This window comes from Emticicia sp. W12TSBA100-4 (assembly GCF_040253585.1).
Lineage (GTDB): Bacteria > Bacteroidota > Bacteroidia > Cytophagales > Spirosomataceae > Emticicia.
In genome coordinates, this window is the sequence record NZ_JBELAU010000008.1 from 319,525 (window position 1) to 340,746 (window position 21,222).

The window sequence follows — 21,222 nt, forward strand, 5'->3', positions numbered from 1 at the left end:
AATATCCAAATCAAAATCTTTTTTCATAATGAATACCAAAAAACTATTTTTCTACTTATTAATTATCCTTAGCTCCCCTTTAGGAGTTTGGGGGCAATCATACTCCGTCTGGATGGCAGAATCTTTCATGAAACGTCATAAAGATTCGATTGCCGTGAAAGAAGGAAAACCTGCCGCATGGGACTACGAGCAAGGTTTGATGCTCAAAGCTCTCGAAAAAGTATGGTATCGCACAGGTGATGGCAAATATTTTGAGTATATCCGCCATGATTTAGACCGTTATGTGCAAAAAGATGGTAGCATTCGTACTTACAAATACGATGATTTCAATCTCGATAACATACCAACTGGCCGTGCTTTGTTAATGCTTGCCCAACAATCTCAACCAGATAAAGAAAAGTACCAAAAAGCAGCCGATGCACTTTGGAAACAAATAGAAAACCAACCAAAAACCAACGAAGGGGGCTATTGGCACAAAAAACGTTATCCATTCCAAATGTGGCTTGATGGACTTTTCATGTGCGAGCCTTTCGCTGCCGAATACAGCAAGATTTTCAATAAACCAGAACATTTCAATGATATTGCCAAGCAATTTGCATTGATTGAAAAATATGCCGTTGATGCCAAAACTGGATTGGTTTATCATGGATACGACGAAAGCAAAGAACAAAAATGGGCTGATAAAAAAACTGGACTTTCGCCACATTTTTGGAGTCGTGCGATTGGCTGGTACGCCATGGCTTTGGTCGATGTACTTGATTATTTCCCCGAAAATCACCCCGAAAGGGCTAATCTTATCAAATACTTGCAACGCCTTGCTCCTGCTTTGGTCAAATACCAAGACCCAAAATCTGGCGTATGGTATCAGATGACCACCCAAGGCACTCGCAAAGGCAATTATTTTGAATCTTCTGGTTCGGCGATGTTTGTTTATACCCTCGCCAAAGGTGTACGCAAAGGTTATTTGCCAGCCACTTATTTAGCCGCTGCCAAAAAAGGTTACGCAGGAATGTTGAAAGAATTTGTAGAAAAAGAAGCCGATGGTACAATCAGCTTCAACAAAACTGTCAGTGTTGGAGGTTTGGGCGGAACACCTTACCGTGATGGTAGCTACGAATATTATCTGAGCGAACCAATCCGCAAAAATGATTTGAAAGGCGTTGGTCCATTTATTTTTGCAAGTGTTGAAATGGAAATCGCAGCCGAAAATTCACTCGGCAAAGGCAAGACCGTAGCGGTTGATAATTACTTCAATAATGAATTCAGAAAAGATTTAAACGGAAATCAAGAATCTTTCCACTATACTTGGGACGACCGTATGCACTCAGGTTTTTGGGTTTGGGGACAAATTTACCAAGAATTGGGAGCAAAACTTAAAACGATTTCAGCAGCCCCAACGGCGGCAAATCTAAAAGATGTAAATGTTTATATCATCGTTGACCCTGACACCAAGAAAGAAACGGCTAACCCAAATTTTGTTCAAAAATCAGATATTAAAGTGATTTCTGATTGGGTAAAAGCAGGTGGAACACTCATTATGATGGCCAATGATACTGCTAACTGCGAGATTCCTCATTTTAATGAACTGGCAAAAGCCTTTGGTATTGAGTTTACGAACAAAAGCCGAAACATGGTGCAAGGCACAAAATGGGAACAAGGCCGTGTAGATATTCCTGCGGGAAATCCAGTTTTCAAAAATACTAAATTGGTTTATATCAAAGAATTAGTAACACTCAATGTGAAGGCCCCAGCCAAAACGATTGTACGCGAAGGTGGCGATAACATCATTGCAACGGCGAAAGTAGGCAAAGGAAGTGTATTTATTGTAGGCGACCCGTGGCTATACAACGAATATACCGACGGACGAAGAATTCCGATGATTTACGAAAACTTCAGTGCGGCCAAAGATTTGGCAAAATGGGCTTTGGGAGTGAAGTAATTTTGATTCCTAAAAGTTAAGAGCTACAAAAGAGACACATATTGATGTATGTGTCTCTTTCTTCTGATAATTGCTTATTCATGATGCTGAATAAAAAATATTATTTTTCTTTACTCCAAAAATAAAGGCTGGCAGCTCCTAAAATCCCCCAGAAACTCCAATCGAGCCAAGCAGTGCTGTGCATAGGAAGGTTTCTTCCGTAAACATTATAAAGCCCTAAACCCAATGATGCAAGTAGAATGAAAGCTCCACCTAATAAAAAGGCTTTGGCTACGGTGGTATCATGCGTTTTACGGAGCATAAAAGACATATAATTATGGCCAATGTGCAAAATTCCGAAAAACTGCATTAAGCCTATGGTAAAAGTATCTTCAGCGTTCATGGCGAAGTAACTCAGTGCCATTTTAGGGAATAAAAGCATGCTTATTCCAAGCAAAAAACCATAGATACTAACGATGAGAATGAAGGTTTGACGTGTCATGGTTGAAAAGTGTTTAGGTATAAATGTTTAAAAAAATTATTTAGGGTAATTTGGGTGTGCTTTTACTTTGTTGATTTGGCGAATATGTCGGTCGATATGCCCCCAAACGTAGATATATACATTATACATATTTCGAGGATTTGGCGTGCCAGTTCGCTCAAAGTAATCTCTCATATCAATTTTTAGATTTTCAGCAAACTTGATATTAATATCACGTAATTTAGTAAACCATACAATTGTGTTTTTACTTTCTATAAAGCCTCTCGGATGTGTTATGTCAGCCGAATTGTGTGTTTTTTCTTCCAAAATAAACTCCTTGTAATAGCTATCGGGTAGGCAGGTTGCTCGAAGCTCAGGTTGGGGTTTATTTTGAGTCATTACTTGCAACTCTTTATTCCATAAAATTTCCCAGATACTTAAATGCTCAACAATTTCGGCAATGCTCCACCGCTCAGGCGATTCCTTGAAATTCCACTGAGCAGGTGTTAGATTTTCGGTTACTTTTATCAAATCGTCTCTTGTTCGATTTAGGTTTTCAACAACAACTTTTAGGTCGTTATTTTCTGCGTTTTGAGAAAAACCAGAAAGGCAAAGTGTTAGAAATGAAAGTATTATGTAAATTGTTTTCATGATTTCTACTTGAACAAATATTGAGTATTTTATTAAGTTTGGCTTTAAAATTCGATTTATCGGTATAGTTTTCGATTATCGGTCATGTTAGGTTAGCTAACAAGTACTTTTTCAAACCAACGGCTTTTCGTCTCGATACCAAAGCCTTTTGGTTATCTATCATCTCGACTTTGTTATTGGTTTGAAAATAGGTTTTTACGTAAGCTAAATTGACCATAAACGATTTATGAACACGATAAAAATTGTATGGCTCAAATTGTTGTTCGAGGCTTTTAAGAGGGGTGGCAACCATACATTTTTGACCGTTTTTGAAGTGAATAATCGTATAATTTATATCGGCCTTTAGGATTATTACCTCTTCTGGATTTACGGATGTACGGCCGCCCACAGCAATTTTGTTTGTTTTCATGTTGAAGTTTAAGGCTTAATTTTTTGCGTAAAGACAATAGGAAGTTATTCCACCAGTGTAGCACTGATGGAATAATAGTTGAAGCTGGGCTTTTTACTGAATTAGCTTCCTAATTGCGTACAAAAACTCTCGTGATTCCAACTGATTTCGACAGAAGTGATTTGGTCGTCATCGTTGAAGCGGAAGATAAAAATGTGGTCTGATTCGAACCTCAAACCTTTTGATGGGATTCCTGCAAAATCTTTCGCTTGTGTACCGAATATGGAAACCTTACAAATGATAGCATCGTCATTTTCTTCAAATGTATCAATTGTGTTATCAATATCTGGGAAACTATCCATCAAGGCTGCCCAAAGCCCTTTGCCCAGTTCGGCTACTTTGCCTTTTCCGTTTTCGCCGAGTGGCGTGAAATTTACGTCGGCATCTGGTGTACACAACGACACCATTCTTTCATATTCATGGTCTTGATAAGCAGAGAAAAATTCTACACAAGTACCTTTGCGAGTGAGCGACTGTGTTTCGTTGTTTTTAGTTTCGGTAGTCATGGTTATTTTTATTTTATACGTTTGAAAACTTCTTTAAATCCTGCCCAATTTTCGCTGGTTTTGGTAAATGTTTTACCATCAGTCTTGATTAAAAACTTTCCTATTTTGCCTACTTGTGTAGAATCCCACGAGTAACCTTCACAATATTCGGTAAATGTTTTTCCATCAAATTGATAATTAAAAATACCGCCCCCATCAAAGGTTTTATTTTTTGGGTTATAGTAAACTACTGCCATTTTTGGATACTGAAAAATCATTCTGACGGTGGCATCTTTGTATTTTCCTTCACCAAATTTGGTTGCTCCGCCCCAAGTACCCTCGGTCATTTCCCAAACACCTTCGAGTTTGTTGTTTTTTAGAGGTTCGGTAGGTTTTATTCGGCTCAGTTTTTCGGTTACTTGATAATCTTTGTATTTGGCAGTATTTATTTTACCATACTGCTCATATACGTTGGCATCTACTTTATAATCCATGACGGTTATCTGTCCGATATGAGTCGAATCCCACGAATAGAAATCATGGCCTTCGTGGTATTTTCCATCAATGATTTCGTAAGTACCTCCACCTACACCGTTGAAAAGCTTTCGATTTGGACGGTGGTCATCGTAGTAAAATATCATATAATAGCCATTTTTGAAAAGCTTTACTACTTTTTGGTCTTTGTCTTTACCCCATTCGGTCATATCGCCAAACTTAAATTCGCTTCTTATGTATGCTCCGTTAAGTTTACTTACGGGTTCTTTTTCGATAAACGCCGACAACATCAAAGCGGCAATAGTGATTAAAAATAGAAGTTTCTTCATGATTTGAATATTGAATTGAATACCCAAAATTGATAACTTCTGATTTATGAAAATTGTAGAAATGCGACATTTTTAGGAATCCAAAAAATGTGCTAATTCAATGTTGTTTTTTAGGTAGAATGATGGAGATTTTCCTGTAAAACTTTTAAATTCTTTGATAAAATGGGCTTGGTCGTAATATCCATTTTGAAAAATCAACTCTTGCCAATCATCAATATTCCATCTTTTTGAGGCAATTACCTTACACAAATGGCTTATTTTTCGGACTCGTGCGTAGTATTTTGGCGAAACCCCAACTTTTACTAAAAACTGACGCTCAAATTGCCTTCTGCAAACAAACATATCATCAATCAATTCGGATAGATTAACTAATCCGTTTTGTTCGCCAATCAAATTTGCAGCATAGTCAATTCTGGTATTTTTTAGCTCTGCCCTCAATAATTTGAAAGAAAAGTAATTTGACAAGACTTCAATTCTCTTAGTATGCGAAACACAGTCTTGTATTTTGGCTTCAATAGTTTCGATTTCTTTCCCTAAAACCGCCCTTAGGTCGTGGCGTTCGTCCACAAATTCATACATCGGTAGCCCGAAAACACTCGCAATTGCTGATGGCTTAAAAACAACACCAACCATGCCGATTTGTCCTTGAAGTTGCAGCTGATAACTTTTGGTGGCTTGCCCTGTAATAAAACTCTGTGGTGTACTGATGAATTGACTTTGATGTTTAGCACTGATTACTTGATAGCTCTGTTGGTAGTTAAAAACCATGGAACAAAAACCACTCGGAGGCGATTCGACAAGGATGGGGTTATGTAAGAAATCGGTTTCCCATATATAGAAACATTCTATATACGAAAGGAGGTGAGGTGGAGGTAGAAATTTACGATAATACATAGCAGTTTTCTTATTTCCAATGAAAGCAATTTATGGAAATAAATCGGATAATTATAGTTTTCATCTATTTTAATTTGGGGGAGGATTTAAAATAGATGAAAACCCTTAGCGTATTTTGACGTAAACCATTGGTATCAACAATGAATCTTATTTGGCGTCATTCTATGTGATTATAGCCTACAACTAAAAAGGTAGCTATTTATTATTTTTTAATTGCCGTATGATGGGATGCAATAAACATCCATTTATTAGCCCTTAGCTGAAAGGTGTAAGTACAGGCCACTTTTCCAGTAATCTTAGTTCCATCTGTCGAATCATAATAGGCGTGTACACCACTGACAACAGCCAAATCGCCCGATTGAAAGATTACGGGTTCTAATACCTCAGTTTTCAAATATTTCTGAGAGTCACGAGTGACGATTTCATCTCTGTTGCTAAAAGTCCCCTCAGCACTAATATATCTGAAATCATTGGACAAACGATTAGTAAAAAAAGCTTTGGAATCTTTTCCATACTCTTCCAAAATTCCGTTGAGTGTAACCATAGTAAAAGACTTCTGAGCAAAAAGAATGGATGAGAAGCACAAAAATGCTAATGTAAGAATTATTTTTTTCATTGATTCATGCGTTATGTCGCCACATTTGATTAAGGTTTGCATTTATTTTATTACTCCCAACTGTTGCATCATTGATAGATTATCATTCAGATTCCAGCTTTCTACGATTTTCCCTTCGGCATTGAAACGATTAACCGTCCAGTGGGCAATTTTTCCAGTTTTACCCGTAGGCGGTATTCCATTAAAATCTCCTTTATGAGTGCCAGTATTTTCGCAACGGGCAAATATCAAGTCTCCTTCTGCAATAAGTTCGATTACATTAATTTGCAAATCGGGAAAACCTTTCAAATTTATCCTATAGAATTCGTCAATAGCTTTCGGGCCTTTTCCGATACCCTTTACTTCGTGAGAATCTGCGTAGTATTTCCCATAGTCTGAAACTTGTCTCCTATTAAATGCCTGATTCATTTCTCTATAAACAGCTTTATTACGGTCTTTAGGAGTAACCAACGAATGTTGAGCCGAAAGCCATTTGATGTCGTTTCCGTTGATTTGATAGATGTACGTGAAGGCATCTTTGTAGTTAATAATCGTACCGCCGATGTTCCACCTTGCGGTATTGATGCCCTTTACTATCGTAATGTTGCCGTAAGTTTTAATGTTTCTATCAGTAAATTTTATGTCTTCCAACTTTCCTGCCGAAGCAACCCGTACTGTTTGAGCTTTATTCAACATATTACCTTCGGCATTAATAAAAGTAAAATCATCTGAGCCGTATTTCTGAATAGCGGCAGCAGGGTTTTGGCTATATTCTTCAATGGCCTTATCTAATAATTTCTCAATATTCGACTGTGCAAACGAAAACTGAATGGCTGCTAAAAAGCAGAGGATGGAGATGATAAGTTTTTTCATTGGGTTTGATATTTTATAAGATATTTTGTTTTTTTCTGTTAATTACACCCAGCGATTTGGGCTTTAAATACAGCTCCTTCGTCAGTTTTAAAACCTGGCTGAAGCATTACAGAATTGTTGGCATAGTACTCTACATTTGTACCAGTAGATATAGTATTTGTCTGATTTGACGGCGGAGCATATAAGATGCTATTACTCACTATTTTTCTGTTTGAATTGATAACCCCCGAAACAGAATTAGTAATAGATTCTCCAGAATATAGTGAAACGATAGGGTTGGTTGGGGTAGTACTATTTGTGGTTCCAGAAAAGTTTTGAGAATTGGAAACAGCCTGATTAGGAATAGCTATATTTGGACCTTGCCCAGTTATACCATTGAAGTTATAGTACATCACGAGGCTATTTTCGTATCCTGTCAAGGTTTTTGCCTCGTAAATCTGACTGACTTCGGCAGCCGAAAGTTGTTTATCCCAAACCGTTATTTCGTCTAATTCTCCATCAAATCCAGAATTAGCCCTGTAATCACTCCCAATCGTTAAGCCTGCATAAGTTGTAAATAAGGCCGCATTTTGTATTGTTTGAATGTATGCACCATTCAAGTAAACATCAGTAGAATTTAATGGTAAGTTAGAGCACAAAGCTATATGCTGCCAAGTATCTGAAAAAGGAATTTGAGTAGCAATCTCAGATACTCCATACCAATAATGATAACTTCCAAAAACAAGATTACCAGTAGTACTAAACCTTATAAAATTATTCCCAAAATTATGATTTGCAAACATAATACCTTTCCCATCGAAAGAGCTTGGTTTCATCCAGAAGGCGATTGAAGTTGCACCTGTATTGACATCTGGTGCATTAGAAACCACAATGTTATCAGTTCCCTGCATTTTTATCGAATTTTTGAAACAAGGTATGGCGTTACAATTTCCAACATTAATTGTATAATTTACTGGTGCACTAAAACCACTCGGGCTGTAAGCACGAACACTGAGTACGCCTGAGGTTGCATTTGGACCAAAAATTAGCTTAATTGTATTATATTCTCTAAACAAACTCACATCAGATCCACTATAACTCCAAGCATAAGTTGTATTTTGGGTAAAATCGGTGCTAAAACCTGCCACTGTACTTTTACAAAAGTTTGTAACATTGGTTGTAATCGGATTTGGGGCAGGTGGAACTATACATATATCAGGAAATGCCGTTGTTGGGCCAGCGGTTGTGGCATTGCCAGCGGTTCCGTTTGAAGCCAAGTTTGAGACGGTTATACCCGAACCTGTTCCGTTATTGTTAAAACCTAAACGGTATTTTAAATCGTAGGAGTAATCTCCTAAATTACCTAATATAAACTTCCTTACATCATCAATCAGCCACGAGTAATTCAAAACGATTACGTCATCAACTAAACCTCTATAGTAAGGGCCTGCTCCACCATCATTGCCGATAGTAAAGCCACTATTATTCATATCATAATTGGCATTAGTGGCAATCGATGCAACTTGAATGCCATTTTTATAAACAAATATTTTACCTTCAGTTGGGTAGGGTGAAACAGCAATGTGTGTCCATTTATTTTTTTCGATTAAAACATTAGTCAATTCTGTTGTGCCTACAACTAAATGTTCATTGGCCAAACCAATGTAAAGGCCTCCTCCTCCAAAAATTCCTGACCCCAATGTATTATATGGGTGAATCCACATCGCTACCGTCCATTCGTTGTTCATTTCTGGCAGACCCGAAGCCGTGATTCTATCGCCGTTAAAAAAATAGCCATCTACATTCCTGAAAGAACCATCCGATAATTTTAAGGCCTTATCTAAACATCTTGGGAGTGTTATGAAAACCTCACCGTAGTTCAAACCAGCAGGGCAAGCAGCATCAGAAACACTTGAGATGGTAAAAAGTTGACTTTGGGTGATTCCGTTTTTTTCAAATATCTTTGAGTTGGTCGTACTTGTATAGACCGAACCGTCTGACATTGTGAAATTATATGGTGGAGTGCCAGTAAAATCTACTTTAAAACTTGTGGTATTATTAGCGATAAAGTTTACGTCAGTTGCAGGAGATATCCGTGTTGTTGGTGAATTTTGATTAATGTTTAAGAAAATCTTCTGATAATTCCCCGCTCCACAAGTATTTGAAGGCACACAGTAGAGTGTATCTGAGGTGGCATCTACATTGATATTGAGGCTTATCTGGTTTCCTGTATCTGAATTTAGCGGAATCCCCTTACCTCTGTAAAACCATTTCAATGTACTTTGAGAGTTATTTACCGAAAAACTTACATTTTTTTGTCCTTTACATAAATTAACAGTTTGGGTTTGAATGCTTGATGGACTGGTTGGCAAACAACTTCTGTCTATTGGTCGGTACTTAATAAGCGTAGCACCTTCGGGATTATTATCAAAAGAAAAACCCGGTGCTAAATTGAATATACCAAGTGTAGTGTTGATATTACTTGCATAAAAAAACAAATTTTGAGGGTTTACATAGAACGAAATATCCAATTGTTGCCCCATTAAATTAAGGTTGTGAACCCAATCAACAGTTTTATCGGGTTTTACTTTTACTAACCACTTGTTTACTTCGGGGCCTCCTGTTACTTTGCCGCCAATCGAAACAAATGACTCCGACATAGAACTTATGGCATAAATATTTGTACCATCCGAAAGAATCTTGTCATAAGCTCCACCCGAAATATAGTTCGGAGCATCCCATTTCAAAGCCCAAGCCTCTGTACCATTGGCATTAAATTTCTTGATGAATCCATGAGAATAGCCCCATCCTAAATCAAAATTTTCGCCAGCGAATGTATAAATAGAACTTGGAGAATTAGGACTAAACCCTATTGACTCTATGGTATATACATTACCACTATTGTCAACTGTAAAGCCATGTACGCCTTTACCAACATCTTTTTTCCAAGCGACTGTGGGCGTGTTTGTGTTTATATTATCTAATCGGCACATTACAAAGACGTCCCAATCTATTCCAGCATAACCTGTTACAATCATGCTATTACCATTATTAATTAATTTATAATCACCGAAATACCTAAATTCTAAATCGGTCATTATGCCACCTCCAAGTTTCCATATTTTATTAGCTGTTTCAATCTGGTTATTAGAACTGGCATTTAGAGTGCTTAACTCTGCAGCAAATAGCATAGGAATGTTCCAACTTTGACTTGTGGGTGTCATGGCTTCAACTGAGAAAACTCTGGTTGCATTTACCTCAACGGGGCCAGCCCAGCGAGTGAATCCATTATCCAACCCATTGACACTCTTTACCCAAATGGCATTTCCTGTCGAAGCATTCACTTTGGTCAATGTGCCACCCCTAAACCAGATATTCTGATAATTTATGTTATCATATCTAAAATCAGTAGGAGTAGTAGAATTCCCCTCTGCGTCTCCCATAGCACCGTGACTGGTCAATAGATAAACAAAACCGTCATTACTTATTTCTAAGTCGGCAAAGCCATCATTTGAGTCTTTCATACCGAGCGATTTACCCCATAAAAAATTTCGATTAGGGTCTAATTTCATGATGAAGAGTTCGGACTCTCCAAGATGAAAGCCATTTATAACATTTGTCGTGTTATTATGCGTATAATTATAAGCATTCACCATGTTACCAGCTATGTAAAAATTACCCGAAGCATCAGTTTTTACAATTGCTATTGCTCCTCCAGTGGTTCGACCCGGAATGTCACTGTTCTTGGTAATTACATCTGCCGCCCATTCATAAGTACCCTCGACAACACTTACCATTTTTCTGCCAACAGGCCCAACACAACCAAAATCAGAAACGCATTTAGCATAATAAAGCCTACTTTCATACATTACACTTGTATTAAAAGTATCGGTGTCTGCTTGAAGTAATGAGCTTGTCTCTTGATTGGCGTACCAATTAACCTTGCCATTACAACCAATGGAGGTAAGAGTGGCAAATGAACCTGCATTGATGACGTTTGAGTTTATTACGGGAACTGTCGGGATTTCATTCAATGCCAGTGTGTAGGTTCGTGCATTACTTTCTCCTGCACTATTTTTAGCTTTTACAGAAATGGTTACAGAAGTATAGACCAAAGCATCTAAAATATCAATCGTAACGGTTCTGCCCTGAGTGCTACCCGTAACTTCAAGAGGGAACGTTGTGCTACCATTAATTCTTGCAACAGGATTTGATTGATGGTCAAGGATTGGACTGACAGTCCATACATAAGAGGTTGGAGCTCCACCAGATACTGGAGCGGCAACAGTGAATATCAAACCATTCGTTTTTTTACAAGTAGATGCCACAGGATTAATGAAGACACCTGGAATACCTGGACGGCCCTGAGCAAATGAAAAGAAGGGAAGTCCTAATAATGCAATAAAAATTATGTATAGTTTTTTCATTGATTGTAAATAATTAGACCTAATTCATTTAATAGATTTATTATTCCAAATTTTATAATCTTCCCGAAAACCTTCTTCAAAATTCGATTTATCGGTAGAGTTTTCGATTTAACGGTCTTTTGATTGCTGGTGCAAATACCTTTTTAATCCATTTGCTTTTCTTCGTGAAACTAAAACCTTCTGATTACCAACCATTTCTACTTTGTTGTGTGTTGGCATATACGTTTTGATATAGGCCAGATTAACCAGAAACGATTTGTGCGTTCGGTAAAAATCATAAGGATGAAAACGAGCTTCGAGGGTTTTTAATGGAGTAGCAACAATCGTTTTCTTGCCGTTGGATAGATGAATGACCGTATAATAATTTAGGTAATAAGTTGAATATAGGCTTTACTCTTCTTAAACTTGATAGCTTAGACGAGGCATTGAATATAATAATTCCCACACTCAGAAAAATCTCTGTTAATTCTTCACATGAAAAATACTTACATTGGGAGTCATACAAAGAGTTAATTTCTTATCACTGGAATAAGAAAAATTTCAAAGAGGCAAAACACTATCTACCTCAATTAGAAGAGTTTAGCTATGATGAATTACATAAAGACATTTTACCCAAATTCGTTTATGAAGTTGAAAAAGGTTTAGGAAATCATAAAGTAGCTTTAGATGCTCTTGAACGATACCAGCTCTATTTATTGGAAGAACAAAAGAAAATTGAGACAAATAATATTGAAGGAATGAAATCGCAAGTGGCATTACAAGAACAAACTGCAAAACTTCAAAAGGCCGAACTTGATAAATTACGTTCTGAAAATGCCAAACAAAATCAGCTTCGGGGGTTTTGGGTTACATTAAGTATAATTGGCATTTTAACTATGGTCTATGTACTTTATACTAATAAACGTTTGAGAAATGTTAATTAATCTTTGATTAATAAAAACGCAGAAATTTCTGCCGCTCTACTCCAAGGCCAAACCATCGAACGCAAACGTGTAGCCGCCGATTTACATGATAATTTAGGAAGTACGATGTCGTCGCTTATTTGGACGATGGATGCCATTGATGCCAACAAACTCGCTACCGAAGAAAAAGATGTCTATCAAAACCTTAAAAAGATGTTATCGAATGCCTATGATGAAGTACGGCTGCTCTCACATAATCTACTTCCAGAAGAGTTTGAAAAACAAGGACTTACGGCCGCTTTGCAATATTTCGTAAGGAAAGTAAACCAAAATTCAAGCATCAAATTCAATTTACAAATTGATGACAACTTCGGGAAACTGGATAAAAAAGTAGAGTTTGAGCTTTACAGCATTTGTTTGGAGTTGATAAACAATATCATCAAACACTCAAAGGCAACTGAGGCAAGAATTAAACTTTCCCGCACCGAAAACCAAGTGAAACTCCTTATTGCCGATAATGGTATTGGCACATTCAAAAACGAAAGCGATGGTAAAGGCATGAAAAATGTAAAAGCGAGAGTCGATTCTTTGAATGGTACTTGGGAAGTTTCAACTCTCCAAAACCAAGGTTTTATCAATGAAATTGCAGTAAATGTTTAGTCAGAAAGCCCATGTTTGATGGCGTATTTCCCTAAACCAATGGCACTTTTTACGTTGAGTTTTTGAAATAGATTTCGACGGTATGTTTCAACCGTCGAAATACTGATGAATAACTTATCGGCAATCTCGCTACTCGAAAACTCCATGGCAATCAACCGCAGGATTTCAATCTCTCTTTCTGTTAGTTGCTGAATTGTAGCGGGCTGGTTGTACGTAAAAGATATTTACCAGCTACCTATTTAGCCGCAACTAAAAAAGGTAACGCAGGAATGCTGAATGAATTTGTAGAAAAAGAAGCCGATGGTACTATTAGCTTCAACAAAACTGTTAGTGTTGGCGGAATAGGCGGAACGTCTTACCGAGATAGTTTTTATAAAGCCTTAAAAATCTTATAACTAAACACCGATTTCCCTTCTAATCTGACTATATAAATACCCGTAGAAAATGTACTAATATCAATCATTTGCTCTTCATTTGTGATATTTTCATGCAAAAGTTGTCTTCCGTAAAAATCATAAATCCTTACATTTTCAATATCTAAAGAATTGATTATTAATTGATTACTTGTATTATCCAAAAATACAACTGGTTGGTTTGGGATGTTTTCTTCTTCCGTAGGCGTTAGCAAAATATAGGCAGGCTCAGAGGTCATATTATTTATGCCATTCTGCCTTACTCTATAATATAGACCCGATATGTATTCTTTTTTTAAAGGTAATGCAAATTGGTACTTGAATTTCTCGCTCGATTTAATTTCGGCCACTTTGTTCCACGTTTGGGCATTATTTTCGCTGTATTCGACGGTAAAATAGTCACCCAATTTATCATAATTTGTTCGGCAAATAAACTCTAAACTATCATTCTGAATATCCCAGTTCAAGGAGATTTCGGGGCATACTTTTAGCCATTTATTCGTATCCAAAATATCTAAAACAGCATTGATTTCGGCCTTACTCTTTAAACTAAAATTATACCCACGCCCTTCATAAAGTGGAGCCATTATAGAGCCATCATCGTGTGATGCTCCAAAAACATGGCCTAATTCATGAGCCATAATCCATACTAACTTTTCTTTATCCAGAAAACCTTTCACGATAGCTTGCCCTAAGTCAGATTCTTTTGGGCTACTTCCCCCTCTACCATAAATATAAGGCGATTCGTAGTCCGCACCTGTTATTATCATCGTAATGAGTAACTTACTATTTTGCCACTCCAAAGGCTTTTTTATAGCGGTTGACGCATAAGTAATGATTTGCCCCAAATTGATTTTTTTATCATCTTCTGGCCAAAGCGACATTCCTGTTTTATCAAAAATCATTTGTCCGAGAACCTTAAACTTAATTCGGGCATTAAACGCATACGGGGCATAAAGCTCCTGTACGGCAGCTATTTGTAGTAAATTATCAGCCTCTAATTTAGCCCTACCATTTTCAATACCTTCATAACGTTGGTATTGAGCATAATCTACAATAAACCCAATCGGAAACTCAACGCAGCCACTCGCAGTGTTTGTCTTGAGATTTGCCAAACCTATCTTTGAAGGTAAATCCATATCAATTTGTTCACTTAATTGTGACTCAATCACCGTGTTTTTCTTGTAAATAGAAATGCCTTTTTCTGCTTTTTCAAGGCTACTCAGATGACCATTTTCGAGCATCAACAAACTATAAAATTGCTTATTGATAGTAGCCATAAAATACTTAGTTGTTTGCGAACAATCTACAAATATCTCAACATCGCTTAAAACTTCTCCTTCTGTATAAATAACACTTTTATAATTTTTTATCGGACTTTCCGTAAGCGATAAATTGATTTTTATATCGCCTAATTGAATAATGGTTTTTCCAATAAAGTTCTCTCCATCCTGTTCAATTTGGCCAAATTCTTGATTTTTGCTATCAATTTGAGTCTTATTCGCCTTAAAACGAATCATTGTTTGTGCAAATACTGGATTCGAGATAATAAGTATAAATACTAATAGCTTTTTCATATTTTTATTAATTTGAAATAGATACTCTCTCATTGTGATAAGTCTTAATGAACATCATCTACTATAAAAATAGAATATTTGACTACTCAATCGACGGGAAATAACAAAAACAGCACAGTTGGTAATTTTCTTTGTCAAAATAGTATTAAAAAAAGAAACATTATAGTAAAATAAATAAAATAAACTCAATAGTTTTGTTAATTGAAATTAATGTATTTTTAAATAAAGGATGAAGACGTTTTTAGACGAAGATTTTCTGTTACAAACCAAGACCGCACGCACTCTCTACCATGAGTATGCGAAAGATATGCCCATCATTGATTACCACAATCACTTGCCGCCTGATCAAATTTTGGGCGATAAAATATTTGGTAACATCACGCAAGTTTGGCTTTACGGCGACCACTACAAATGGAGAGCCATGCGAACTAACGGCATCAACGAAAAATTTTGTACGGGCGATGCCACTGACTACGAAAAATTTGAAAAATGGGCAGAAACTGTGCCTTATACATTAAGAAATCCGTTGTATCACTGGACACACTTGGAACTTCAACGCTATTTTGGTATTCACGAAGTTTTAAATCCAGCCACTTCACAGAAAATCTATGATGATTGCACGGCAAAAATTCAAACGCCCGAATATTCGGTAAGAAATCTATTGGGTAAAATGAATGTTGAGGTGGTTTGCACAACTGATGACCCACTCGATAGCCTTGAGTATCACCAAGCCTACCACAAAGATGCGACGGCAAAAGTTAAGATGTTGCCAGCGTTTCGCCCTGATAAATTTATCTTGATTGAAAACCCGAATTTTGCTACTTACGTACAAAAACTCGGTACAATCGTTAATTTTGAAATCAATACTTACGAAGATTTATTAAAAGCACTTCGTACACGTGCCGATTTCTTTGCAAGCAATGGCTGCCAACTCTGCGACCACGGTTTGGAGCAACTCTACGCCGCTGATTTCACGCCTGAGCAAGCCAATGCAGCATTCCAAAAAGCGATTTCTGGTAAAACCCTAAGTTCGGAAGAAGCCTTGATTTTCAAATCAGCCATTTTGCACGCTTTGGGCGTAATGTACCACGAATTGGGTTGGACACAGCAATTTCACCTCGGAGCCTTACGCAATAATAATACTCGTGCCTTGAGAGTTTTGGGGCCAGATACAGGCTGGGATTCAATCGGAGATTACTCGCAAGCCATTGCTCTTTCTAAGTTTTTAGGTCGTTTGGACGAATATAATCAATTGGCCAAAACTATTATTTATAACTTAAATCCAGCCGATAACGAAATCATCGCTACCATGATTGGTAATTTCAACGATGGTTCGATTGCAGGAAAAGTGCAGTTTGGCTCAGGCTGGTGGTTCCTCGACCAAAAAGATGGCATGGAAAAACAAATCAACGCTCTTTCAAACATGGGCTTATTGAGCCGTTTCATCGGAATGTTGACTGATTCGAGAAGTTTCTTGTCATTCCCCCGTCACGAATATTTCCGTCGTATCTTGTGTAATATTCTTGGAAACGACATCGAAAATGGTGAAATTCCGAACGATATTAAATGGACTGGTCAAATCGTGCAAAATATTTGCTATAACAACGCAAAAGAGTATTTTGGATTTTAAACACTGGCTTTTAGCGATTAGCACTTAGCTTTTAGCTAAGGAATTGAGTATAATTAAGTATCTTTTTTAAGGCTAAAAGCTAATTGCTAAAAGCTAACAGCAAAGATTATTCAACCCTAAAATAAATTATGGAAAAAATCGGGAAGTACCGCTGGACCATCTGTGCTCTGGTGTTTTTTGCAACAACAGTCAATTACCTCGACCGACAGGTAATTAGCTTGTTAAAATCTGTTCTCACAACAGAACTCAAATGGGATGACGGCGACTACGCCAACATCGAAATTACTTTCAAAATATTTTATTCATTCGGTATGCTCATTGCGGGCAGTATCGTTGATAAACTCGGGACAAAAAAGGGATACGCTTGGGCAACTGGACTTTGGAGTTTGGCAGCAGTCGGACACGCATTTGCAAACTCGGCGTTTGGGTTTATGATTGCTCGTGCGGGTTTAGGTCTTACTGAGGCAGGTAATTTTCCTGCGGCTATCAAATCTACGGCCGAATGGTTCCCTAAAAAAGAGCGTGCATTGGCCACTGGTATTTTCAATTCGGGAACAAACATTGGAGCAATCGTAGCTCCGTTAACTGTTCCTGCCATTGCAGTAGTTTGGGGTTGGCAGTGGGCTTTTATCATTACGGGCGTAATTGGCTTCATTTGGTTGGTTTTGTGGCAAGTTTATTATACTTCTCCGAAAGATTCTAAGAAACTAACAAAAGCAGAATACGATTATATTCACTCAGATAAAGAGGAAGAAGAAAATATCAAAAACGAAGAAAAAGTGCCTTGGATTAAGCTTTTGGGCTTCCGCCAGACTTGGGCTTTTGCTTTGGGTAAATTCCTCAGCGACCCCGTTTGGTGGTTTTATCTTTTCTGGTTGCCCGATTTCCTACAAAGCCAATACAAACTTTCACTCATTGAAATTTCGGTTCCGGTGGCGGTAGTTTATATCATTTCTACCGTTGGAAGTATCGGTGGTGGATATTTGCCAATGGCTCTTATCAACCGTGGGATGCCAGTATTCAAAGCTCGCAAAACTTCGATGTTTATCTTTGCCCTATTCGTAATTCCAGTAATTTTCTCACAAATGGCTGGACGAGTAAATATGTGGTTGGCAGTTTTTGTGATTGGCATCGCAGCATCGGCTCACCAAGCTTGGAGTGCAAATATTTTCACAACCGTATCAGATATGTTCCCTAAAAAAGCAACAGGTTCGGTAGTTGGTATCGGAGGAATGGCTGGTGGTTTGGGCGGTATTTTGCTCACTTGGGCTGTACAAAAAAATATGTTTGTGTACTACCGTAGTATCAACCAAATCGAAACAGCATATTATATCATGTTTGCGATTTGTGCAGGAGCATATCTTTTGGCATGGCTCATTATGCATCTTTTAGTACCACGCATGAATAAAGTTGATATTTAATTAGTCGATCGTCAACAGACTACGGTCGATAGTTTTAAAACATTTATCAAATGAAAAAAATATTAATAGTAGCTTTATCGCTCATGTTTGGGCAAATGGCTTTGGCACAAAGTACTCAAGAAGTAATCGAAAATCTTGAACGCAAACGCTTTGCAGCTCAAGTTTCAAAGGATTTTGATTTTTTGGAGAAAGTCTTTGCCGATGATTTGGTTTACACGCACTCAAGTGGAAAACAAGACGATAAGCAAGCCTATATTCAATCTATCAAAGACGGTAAAAGTGTGTATGATAAAATTGAAGTTCAGGAACTTAACGTTAGAGTATATGGTAAAGCGGCAGTTGTCGTTGGAAAAGTTGCTATTACACAGGGTATCGCAAGTGGAAAACCAACTATTTTACCCTTAAAATATACCGTTGTTTATAACCAAAACGGCAAAAAAGGCTGGCAGTTAAACACTTGGCAGTCGTTGAAACTTGCTAATTGATGCGGAATTAGACAAGAGAAATTATCGGTTCGCCGAAGCGGACAAAAGACAAGAGATATTAGATTATAAAATCTTTTATCTCTTGTCTTTTGTCTTCTACTCTATTTTTGTAAAAACAAAACCCTGAATGAAATTCCTCTATGAAAAATTTATCTATTCTCCTTTCCTTCATATTTTTATTTCTCATTACAGGAATAAAAGCCCAAGTCCCTCAAAACCTCACAACCGCCAAAACACCCGAAGAAGTTGGGTTTTCGAGCGAGCGTTTGAAGCGTCTGGATGCACATTTTCAAGAAGTAATTGACAAAGGAATTGCCCCAAATATTGTTACGCTTATAGCAAAAAAAGGAAAAATTGTTCACTATAAAGCATTCGGATATAGCAATCTTGAGTCAAAAACGCCACTCAAAAAAGATGATATTTTCAGAATTGCTTCACAATCAAAACTTATTACTACGGTTGGGCTTTTAATGCTTTTTGAAGAAGGAAAATTCTTTCTCGACGAACCAATCTCAAAATATATTCCTGCTTTCAAAAATCCGAGAGTTTTGGTAAGTTATGACGAAAAGGACAGAAGTAAATATATCACTCGTCCTGCCAAATCTGAAATCACGATTCGGCAACTAATGAGCCATTCGGCAGGAATTCCGTACGAACACGCTTTGCAAGATTTGCCTGAATTCCAAGTGCCATTTTTCTGCTCAACAGATAAAGATATTCTGAAAGATGTAGTAGATAAAATTGCGGCTCGCCCACTCATCGCCGACCCAGGTACACAATTCGTTTATGGACTAAACACCGATGTACTCGGCCGATTGATTGAGGTACTTTCGGGAATGTCGTTTGATGAATATTTACGCAAAAAAGTACTCGACCCACTCGGCATGAACGATACATATTTTTATTTGCCCGATGCCAAGGCTTCACGCTTAGTAGAACTTTACTCGAAAGGAAACATAAACGACAAATTAAGTCTTCACGCCAACGAAACTTACCGAAAATATGCCATTTCTGGCGAAAGAAGCTATTTTTCGGGTGGAGCTGGTCTATTGAGTACGGTTGAAGATTATGCCAAAATATGCCAATTTATTCTCAATAAAGGCGAATTTAACGGTAAAAGATTATTAGCTCGCTCAACGGTAGAAATCATGGGCAGAAATCAAATTGGTGAAAGCTTTGTATGGGACAGACAAGATAAATTTGGTTTGGGGCTGCAAATCATAACTCCCGAGTCACACTACGGTGATAACGCCACAGCTGGTTCGCTTACTTGGGGGGGAATGTACTGCTCAGAATACACCATCGACCCAAAAGAAGAAACAATAATGTTGGTCTTTACAAATGTGCATCCTTACGCCCACTATTCTGAAATCGTTCGTAAATTCAGAGTTTTGGTTTATCAGTCGATGCTTTGAAAATGTTGTTAATGGTTAAAATTGTTGCAGATGGTTGTTTTTATTAAGAAAAAAAGCTTTAACAATATGTAACGATTTGCAACTAAAACAACATTTCAGCCCTTTGGCAAAATAACTAAACTAATATTTTACGCAAACTTTTCAGGCGATAATCTTTCTTTAATACAATATTCTACCGAATTTTACGGCTCGAAAAAATAACAATAAAATAATGGAACATCCATTGATGGGCGTAGGTGTCGCTCTAATTACACCATTTGACCAAAACCACGAAATTGATTACGATGGTTTGCGTCGTTTGCTCGAAACTACGAGCGAAGGAGGCGTAGATTACTTCGTTGTGCAAGGTACAACGGGCGAAACCTCAACCACAACTGCTCAAGAAAAGGCAGATTTACTGAAATTTGTAAAAGAAAATAATCCAAAGAAGCTCCCAATTGTTTATGGTTTGGGGGGAAATAATACAAAAGTAGTTCTCGAAACCATCAAAAACACTGATTTAAGTGGGGTTTCGGCTATTTTATCAGTTTGTCCTTACTACAATAAGCCATCACAAGCGGGCTTGATTGCTCACTTTACTGCTATTGCCGATGCTTCGCCAGTGCCAGTTTTATTGTATAATGTTCCTGGGCGTACGGTTACACAAATTCAAATCCCGACAGTTTTAGAATTGGCCAAGCACCCAAATATTATTGGTATCAAAGATGCAAGTAGCATCGAAAATGCGATTGAATTAACGAAACGTTGTCCAGCCGATTTCTTATTGCTTTCGGGCGATGACAACCTCGTGACAACTTCAATCAGCATGGGCTTTAGTGGTGTTATCTCGGTAATTGCTAATGCTTTCCCGAAAGAATTTGGAGAACTAACTTGGGCAGCTTTAAAAGGAGATTTTGATAAAGCAGCAGAAATTCAACAAAGATTCGTTGATTTTGATACACTATTGTATGTAGAATCAAATCCTGTTGGTATCAAAAAGTGTTGCGAGATAAAAGGCATTTGTAGTTCAGAAGTCCGTTTGCCTTTAGTAAAAGCCTCTGACGAACTGGGAGTAAAACTCGAAAAAGCGATGCTTGCCGAAGGTTTTTGGAAATAATAAAAAAATAAAAAGTACTTTTTCAAGAAAATCTGTAAGTTATCTTTT

Annotated in this window: 21 protein-coding genes; 9 read left to right on the plus strand and 12 right to left on the minus strand. The window is 37.5% G+C overall.

The genetic code is table 11. The features are described 5' to 3' along the window. The first annotated feature begins 28 nt into the window (after positions 1-28). A complete protein-coding gene (locus tag ABR854_RS13725) occupies positions 29-1,939 on the plus strand; it encodes a glycoside hydrolase family 88 protein (protein ID WP_350265980.1) in 1,911 nt (636 codons plus the stop codon). Positions 1,940-2,039: 100 nt separating this feature from the next. Here the strand turns inward: ABR854_RS13725 and ABR854_RS13730 are convergent, their stop codons facing one another. From ABR854_RS13730 to ABR854_RS13775, 10 genes are all read right to left on the minus strand, one after another. Continuing rightward, positions 2,040-2,420: a hypothetical protein gene (locus tag ABR854_RS13730; RefSeq protein ID WP_350265981.1), complete on the minus strand. Its 381-nt coding sequence runs from the start codon at positions 2,418-2,420 to the stop codon at positions 2,040-2,042. Between the two features lie 36 nt (positions 2,421-2,456). Further along, positions 2,457-3,050 carry a DinB family protein gene (locus ABR854_RS13735; RefSeq protein ID WP_350265982.1) on the minus strand — a complete coding sequence of 198 codons (594 nt, stop codon included), beginning with the start codon at positions 3,048-3,050 and terminating at the stop codon, positions 2,457-2,459. Between the two features lie 82 nt (positions 3,051-3,132). Continuing rightward, positions 3,133-3,459 carry a LytR/AlgR family response regulator transcription factor gene (locus ABR854_RS13740; RefSeq protein ID WP_350265983.1) on the minus strand — a complete coding sequence of 109 codons (327 nt, stop codon included), beginning with the start codon at positions 3,457-3,459 and terminating at the stop codon, positions 3,133-3,135. Between the two features lie 101 nt (positions 3,460-3,560). After that, positions 3,561-4,004: a nuclear transport factor 2 family protein gene (locus ABR854_RS13745; protein WP_350265984.1), complete on the minus strand. Its 444-nt coding sequence runs from the start codon at positions 4,002-4,004 to the stop codon at positions 3,561-3,563. A gap of 8 nt (positions 4,005-4,012) precedes the next feature. Next, positions 4,013-4,807 carry a hypothetical protein gene (locus ABR854_RS13750; protein ID WP_350265985.1) on the minus strand — a complete coding sequence of 265 codons (795 nt, stop codon included), beginning with the start codon at positions 4,805-4,807 and terminating at the stop codon, positions 4,013-4,015. Between the two features lie 72 nt (positions 4,808-4,879). Further along, positions 4,880-5,701, minus strand: coding sequence for a DUF6597 domain-containing transcriptional factor (locus ABR854_RS13755; protein WP_350265986.1), 822 nt, complete (start codon positions 5,699-5,701; stop codon positions 4,880-4,882). A gap of 202 nt (positions 5,702-5,903) precedes the next feature. Then, positions 5,904-6,317, minus strand: a complete 414-nt coding sequence (locus ABR854_RS13760; protein ID WP_350265987.1) for a nuclear transport factor 2 family protein — start codon at positions 6,315-6,317, stop codon at positions 5,904-5,906. A 42-nt stretch (positions 6,318-6,359) separates the two neighbouring features. Continuing rightward, positions 6,360-7,169 (minus strand): ester cyclase, encoded by an 810-nt coding sequence (locus ABR854_RS13765; protein WP_350265988.1) that lies wholly within the window; start codon positions 7,167-7,169, stop codon positions 6,360-6,362. A gap of 38 nt (positions 7,170-7,207) precedes the next feature. After that, complete coding sequence (locus ABR854_RS13770) at positions 7,208-11,575, minus strand: LamG-like jellyroll fold domain-containing protein (protein ID WP_350265989.1); 4,368 nt, start codon at positions 11,573-11,575, stop codon at positions 7,208-7,210. A 108-nt stretch (positions 11,576-11,683) separates the two neighbouring features. After that, positions 11,684-11,926 carry a LytR/AlgR family response regulator transcription factor gene (locus tag ABR854_RS13775; protein WP_350266025.1) on the minus strand — a complete coding sequence of 81 codons (243 nt, stop codon included), beginning with the start codon at positions 11,924-11,926 and terminating at the stop codon, positions 11,684-11,686. Positions 11,927-11,952: 26 nt separating this feature from the next. Here ABR854_RS13775 and ABR854_RS13780 point away from each other — a divergent pair, with 26 nt between their 5' ends. Next, positions 11,953-12,498, plus strand: coding sequence for a hypothetical protein (locus ABR854_RS13780; RefSeq protein ID WP_350265990.1), 546 nt, complete (start codon positions 11,953-11,955; stop codon positions 12,496-12,498). Positions 12,499-12,501: 3 nt separating this feature from the next. Continuing rightward, complete coding sequence (locus tag ABR854_RS13785; protein WP_350265991.1) at positions 12,502-13,137, plus strand: sensor histidine kinase; 636 nt, start codon at positions 12,502-12,504, stop codon at positions 13,135-13,137. Here ABR854_RS13785 and ABR854_RS13790 read toward each other — a convergent pair. Beyond that, entirely contained in the window at positions 13,134-13,283 is a 150-nt protein-coding gene (locus ABR854_RS13790) for a response regulator transcription factor (protein WP_350265992.1), read from the minus strand. The two genes, ABR854_RS13785 and ABR854_RS13790, sit on opposite strands and share 4 nt — an antisense overlap. 39 nt (positions 13,284-13,322) lie before the next feature. Here ABR854_RS13790 and ABR854_RS13795 point away from each other — a divergent pair, with 39 nt between their 5' ends. After that, the gene (locus tag ABR854_RS13795; RefSeq protein WP_350265993.1) at positions 13,323-13,532 is read left to right on the plus strand and encodes a hypothetical protein; all 210 of its coding nucleotides are present in this window, start codon (positions 13,323-13,325) and stop codon (positions 13,530-13,532) included. Here ABR854_RS13795 and ABR854_RS13800 read toward each other — a convergent pair. Continuing rightward, positions 13,508-15,127 (minus strand): T9SS type A sorting domain-containing protein, encoded by a 1,620-nt coding sequence (locus tag ABR854_RS13800; protein WP_350265994.1) that lies wholly within the window; start codon positions 15,125-15,127, stop codon positions 13,508-13,510. The two genes, ABR854_RS13795 and ABR854_RS13800, sit on opposite strands and share 25 nt — an antisense overlap. A gap of 229 nt (positions 15,128-15,356) precedes the next feature. Here ABR854_RS13800 and uxaC point away from each other — a divergent pair, with 229 nt between their 5' ends. The 5 genes from uxaC to dapA all read left to right on the plus strand — a co-directional run bounded on the left by uxaC (position 15,357) and on the right by dapA (position 21,174). Continuing rightward, positions 15,357-16,757 carry a glucuronate isomerase gene (uxaC, locus tag ABR854_RS13805; protein ID WP_350265995.1) on the plus strand — a complete coding sequence of 467 codons (1,401 nt, stop codon included), beginning with the start codon at positions 15,357-15,359 and terminating at the stop codon, positions 16,755-16,757. Between the two features lie 128 nt (positions 16,758-16,885). Continuing rightward, entirely contained in the window at positions 16,886-18,178 is a 1,293-nt protein-coding gene (locus ABR854_RS13810; RefSeq protein ID WP_350265996.1) for an MFS transporter, read from the plus strand. Between the two features lie 50 nt (positions 18,179-18,228). Then, on the plus strand, positions 18,229-18,663 hold the full coding sequence (locus ABR854_RS13815) for a nuclear transport factor 2 family protein (RefSeq protein WP_350265997.1): 435 nt from the start codon (positions 18,229-18,231) through the stop codon (positions 18,661-18,663). Between the two features lie 140 nt (positions 18,664-18,803). Beyond that, positions 18,804-20,078, plus strand: a complete 1,275-nt coding sequence (locus tag ABR854_RS13820; protein WP_350265998.1) for a serine hydrolase domain-containing protein — start codon at positions 18,804-18,806, stop codon at positions 20,076-20,078. A 211-nt stretch (positions 20,079-20,289) separates the two neighbouring features. Continuing rightward, positions 20,290-21,174: a 4-hydroxy-tetrahydrodipicolinate synthase gene (gene dapA, locus ABR854_RS13825; protein ID WP_350265999.1), complete on the plus strand. Its 885-nt coding sequence runs from the start codon at positions 20,290-20,292 to the stop codon at positions 21,172-21,174. Positions 21,175-21,222: the final 48 nt, after the last annotated feature.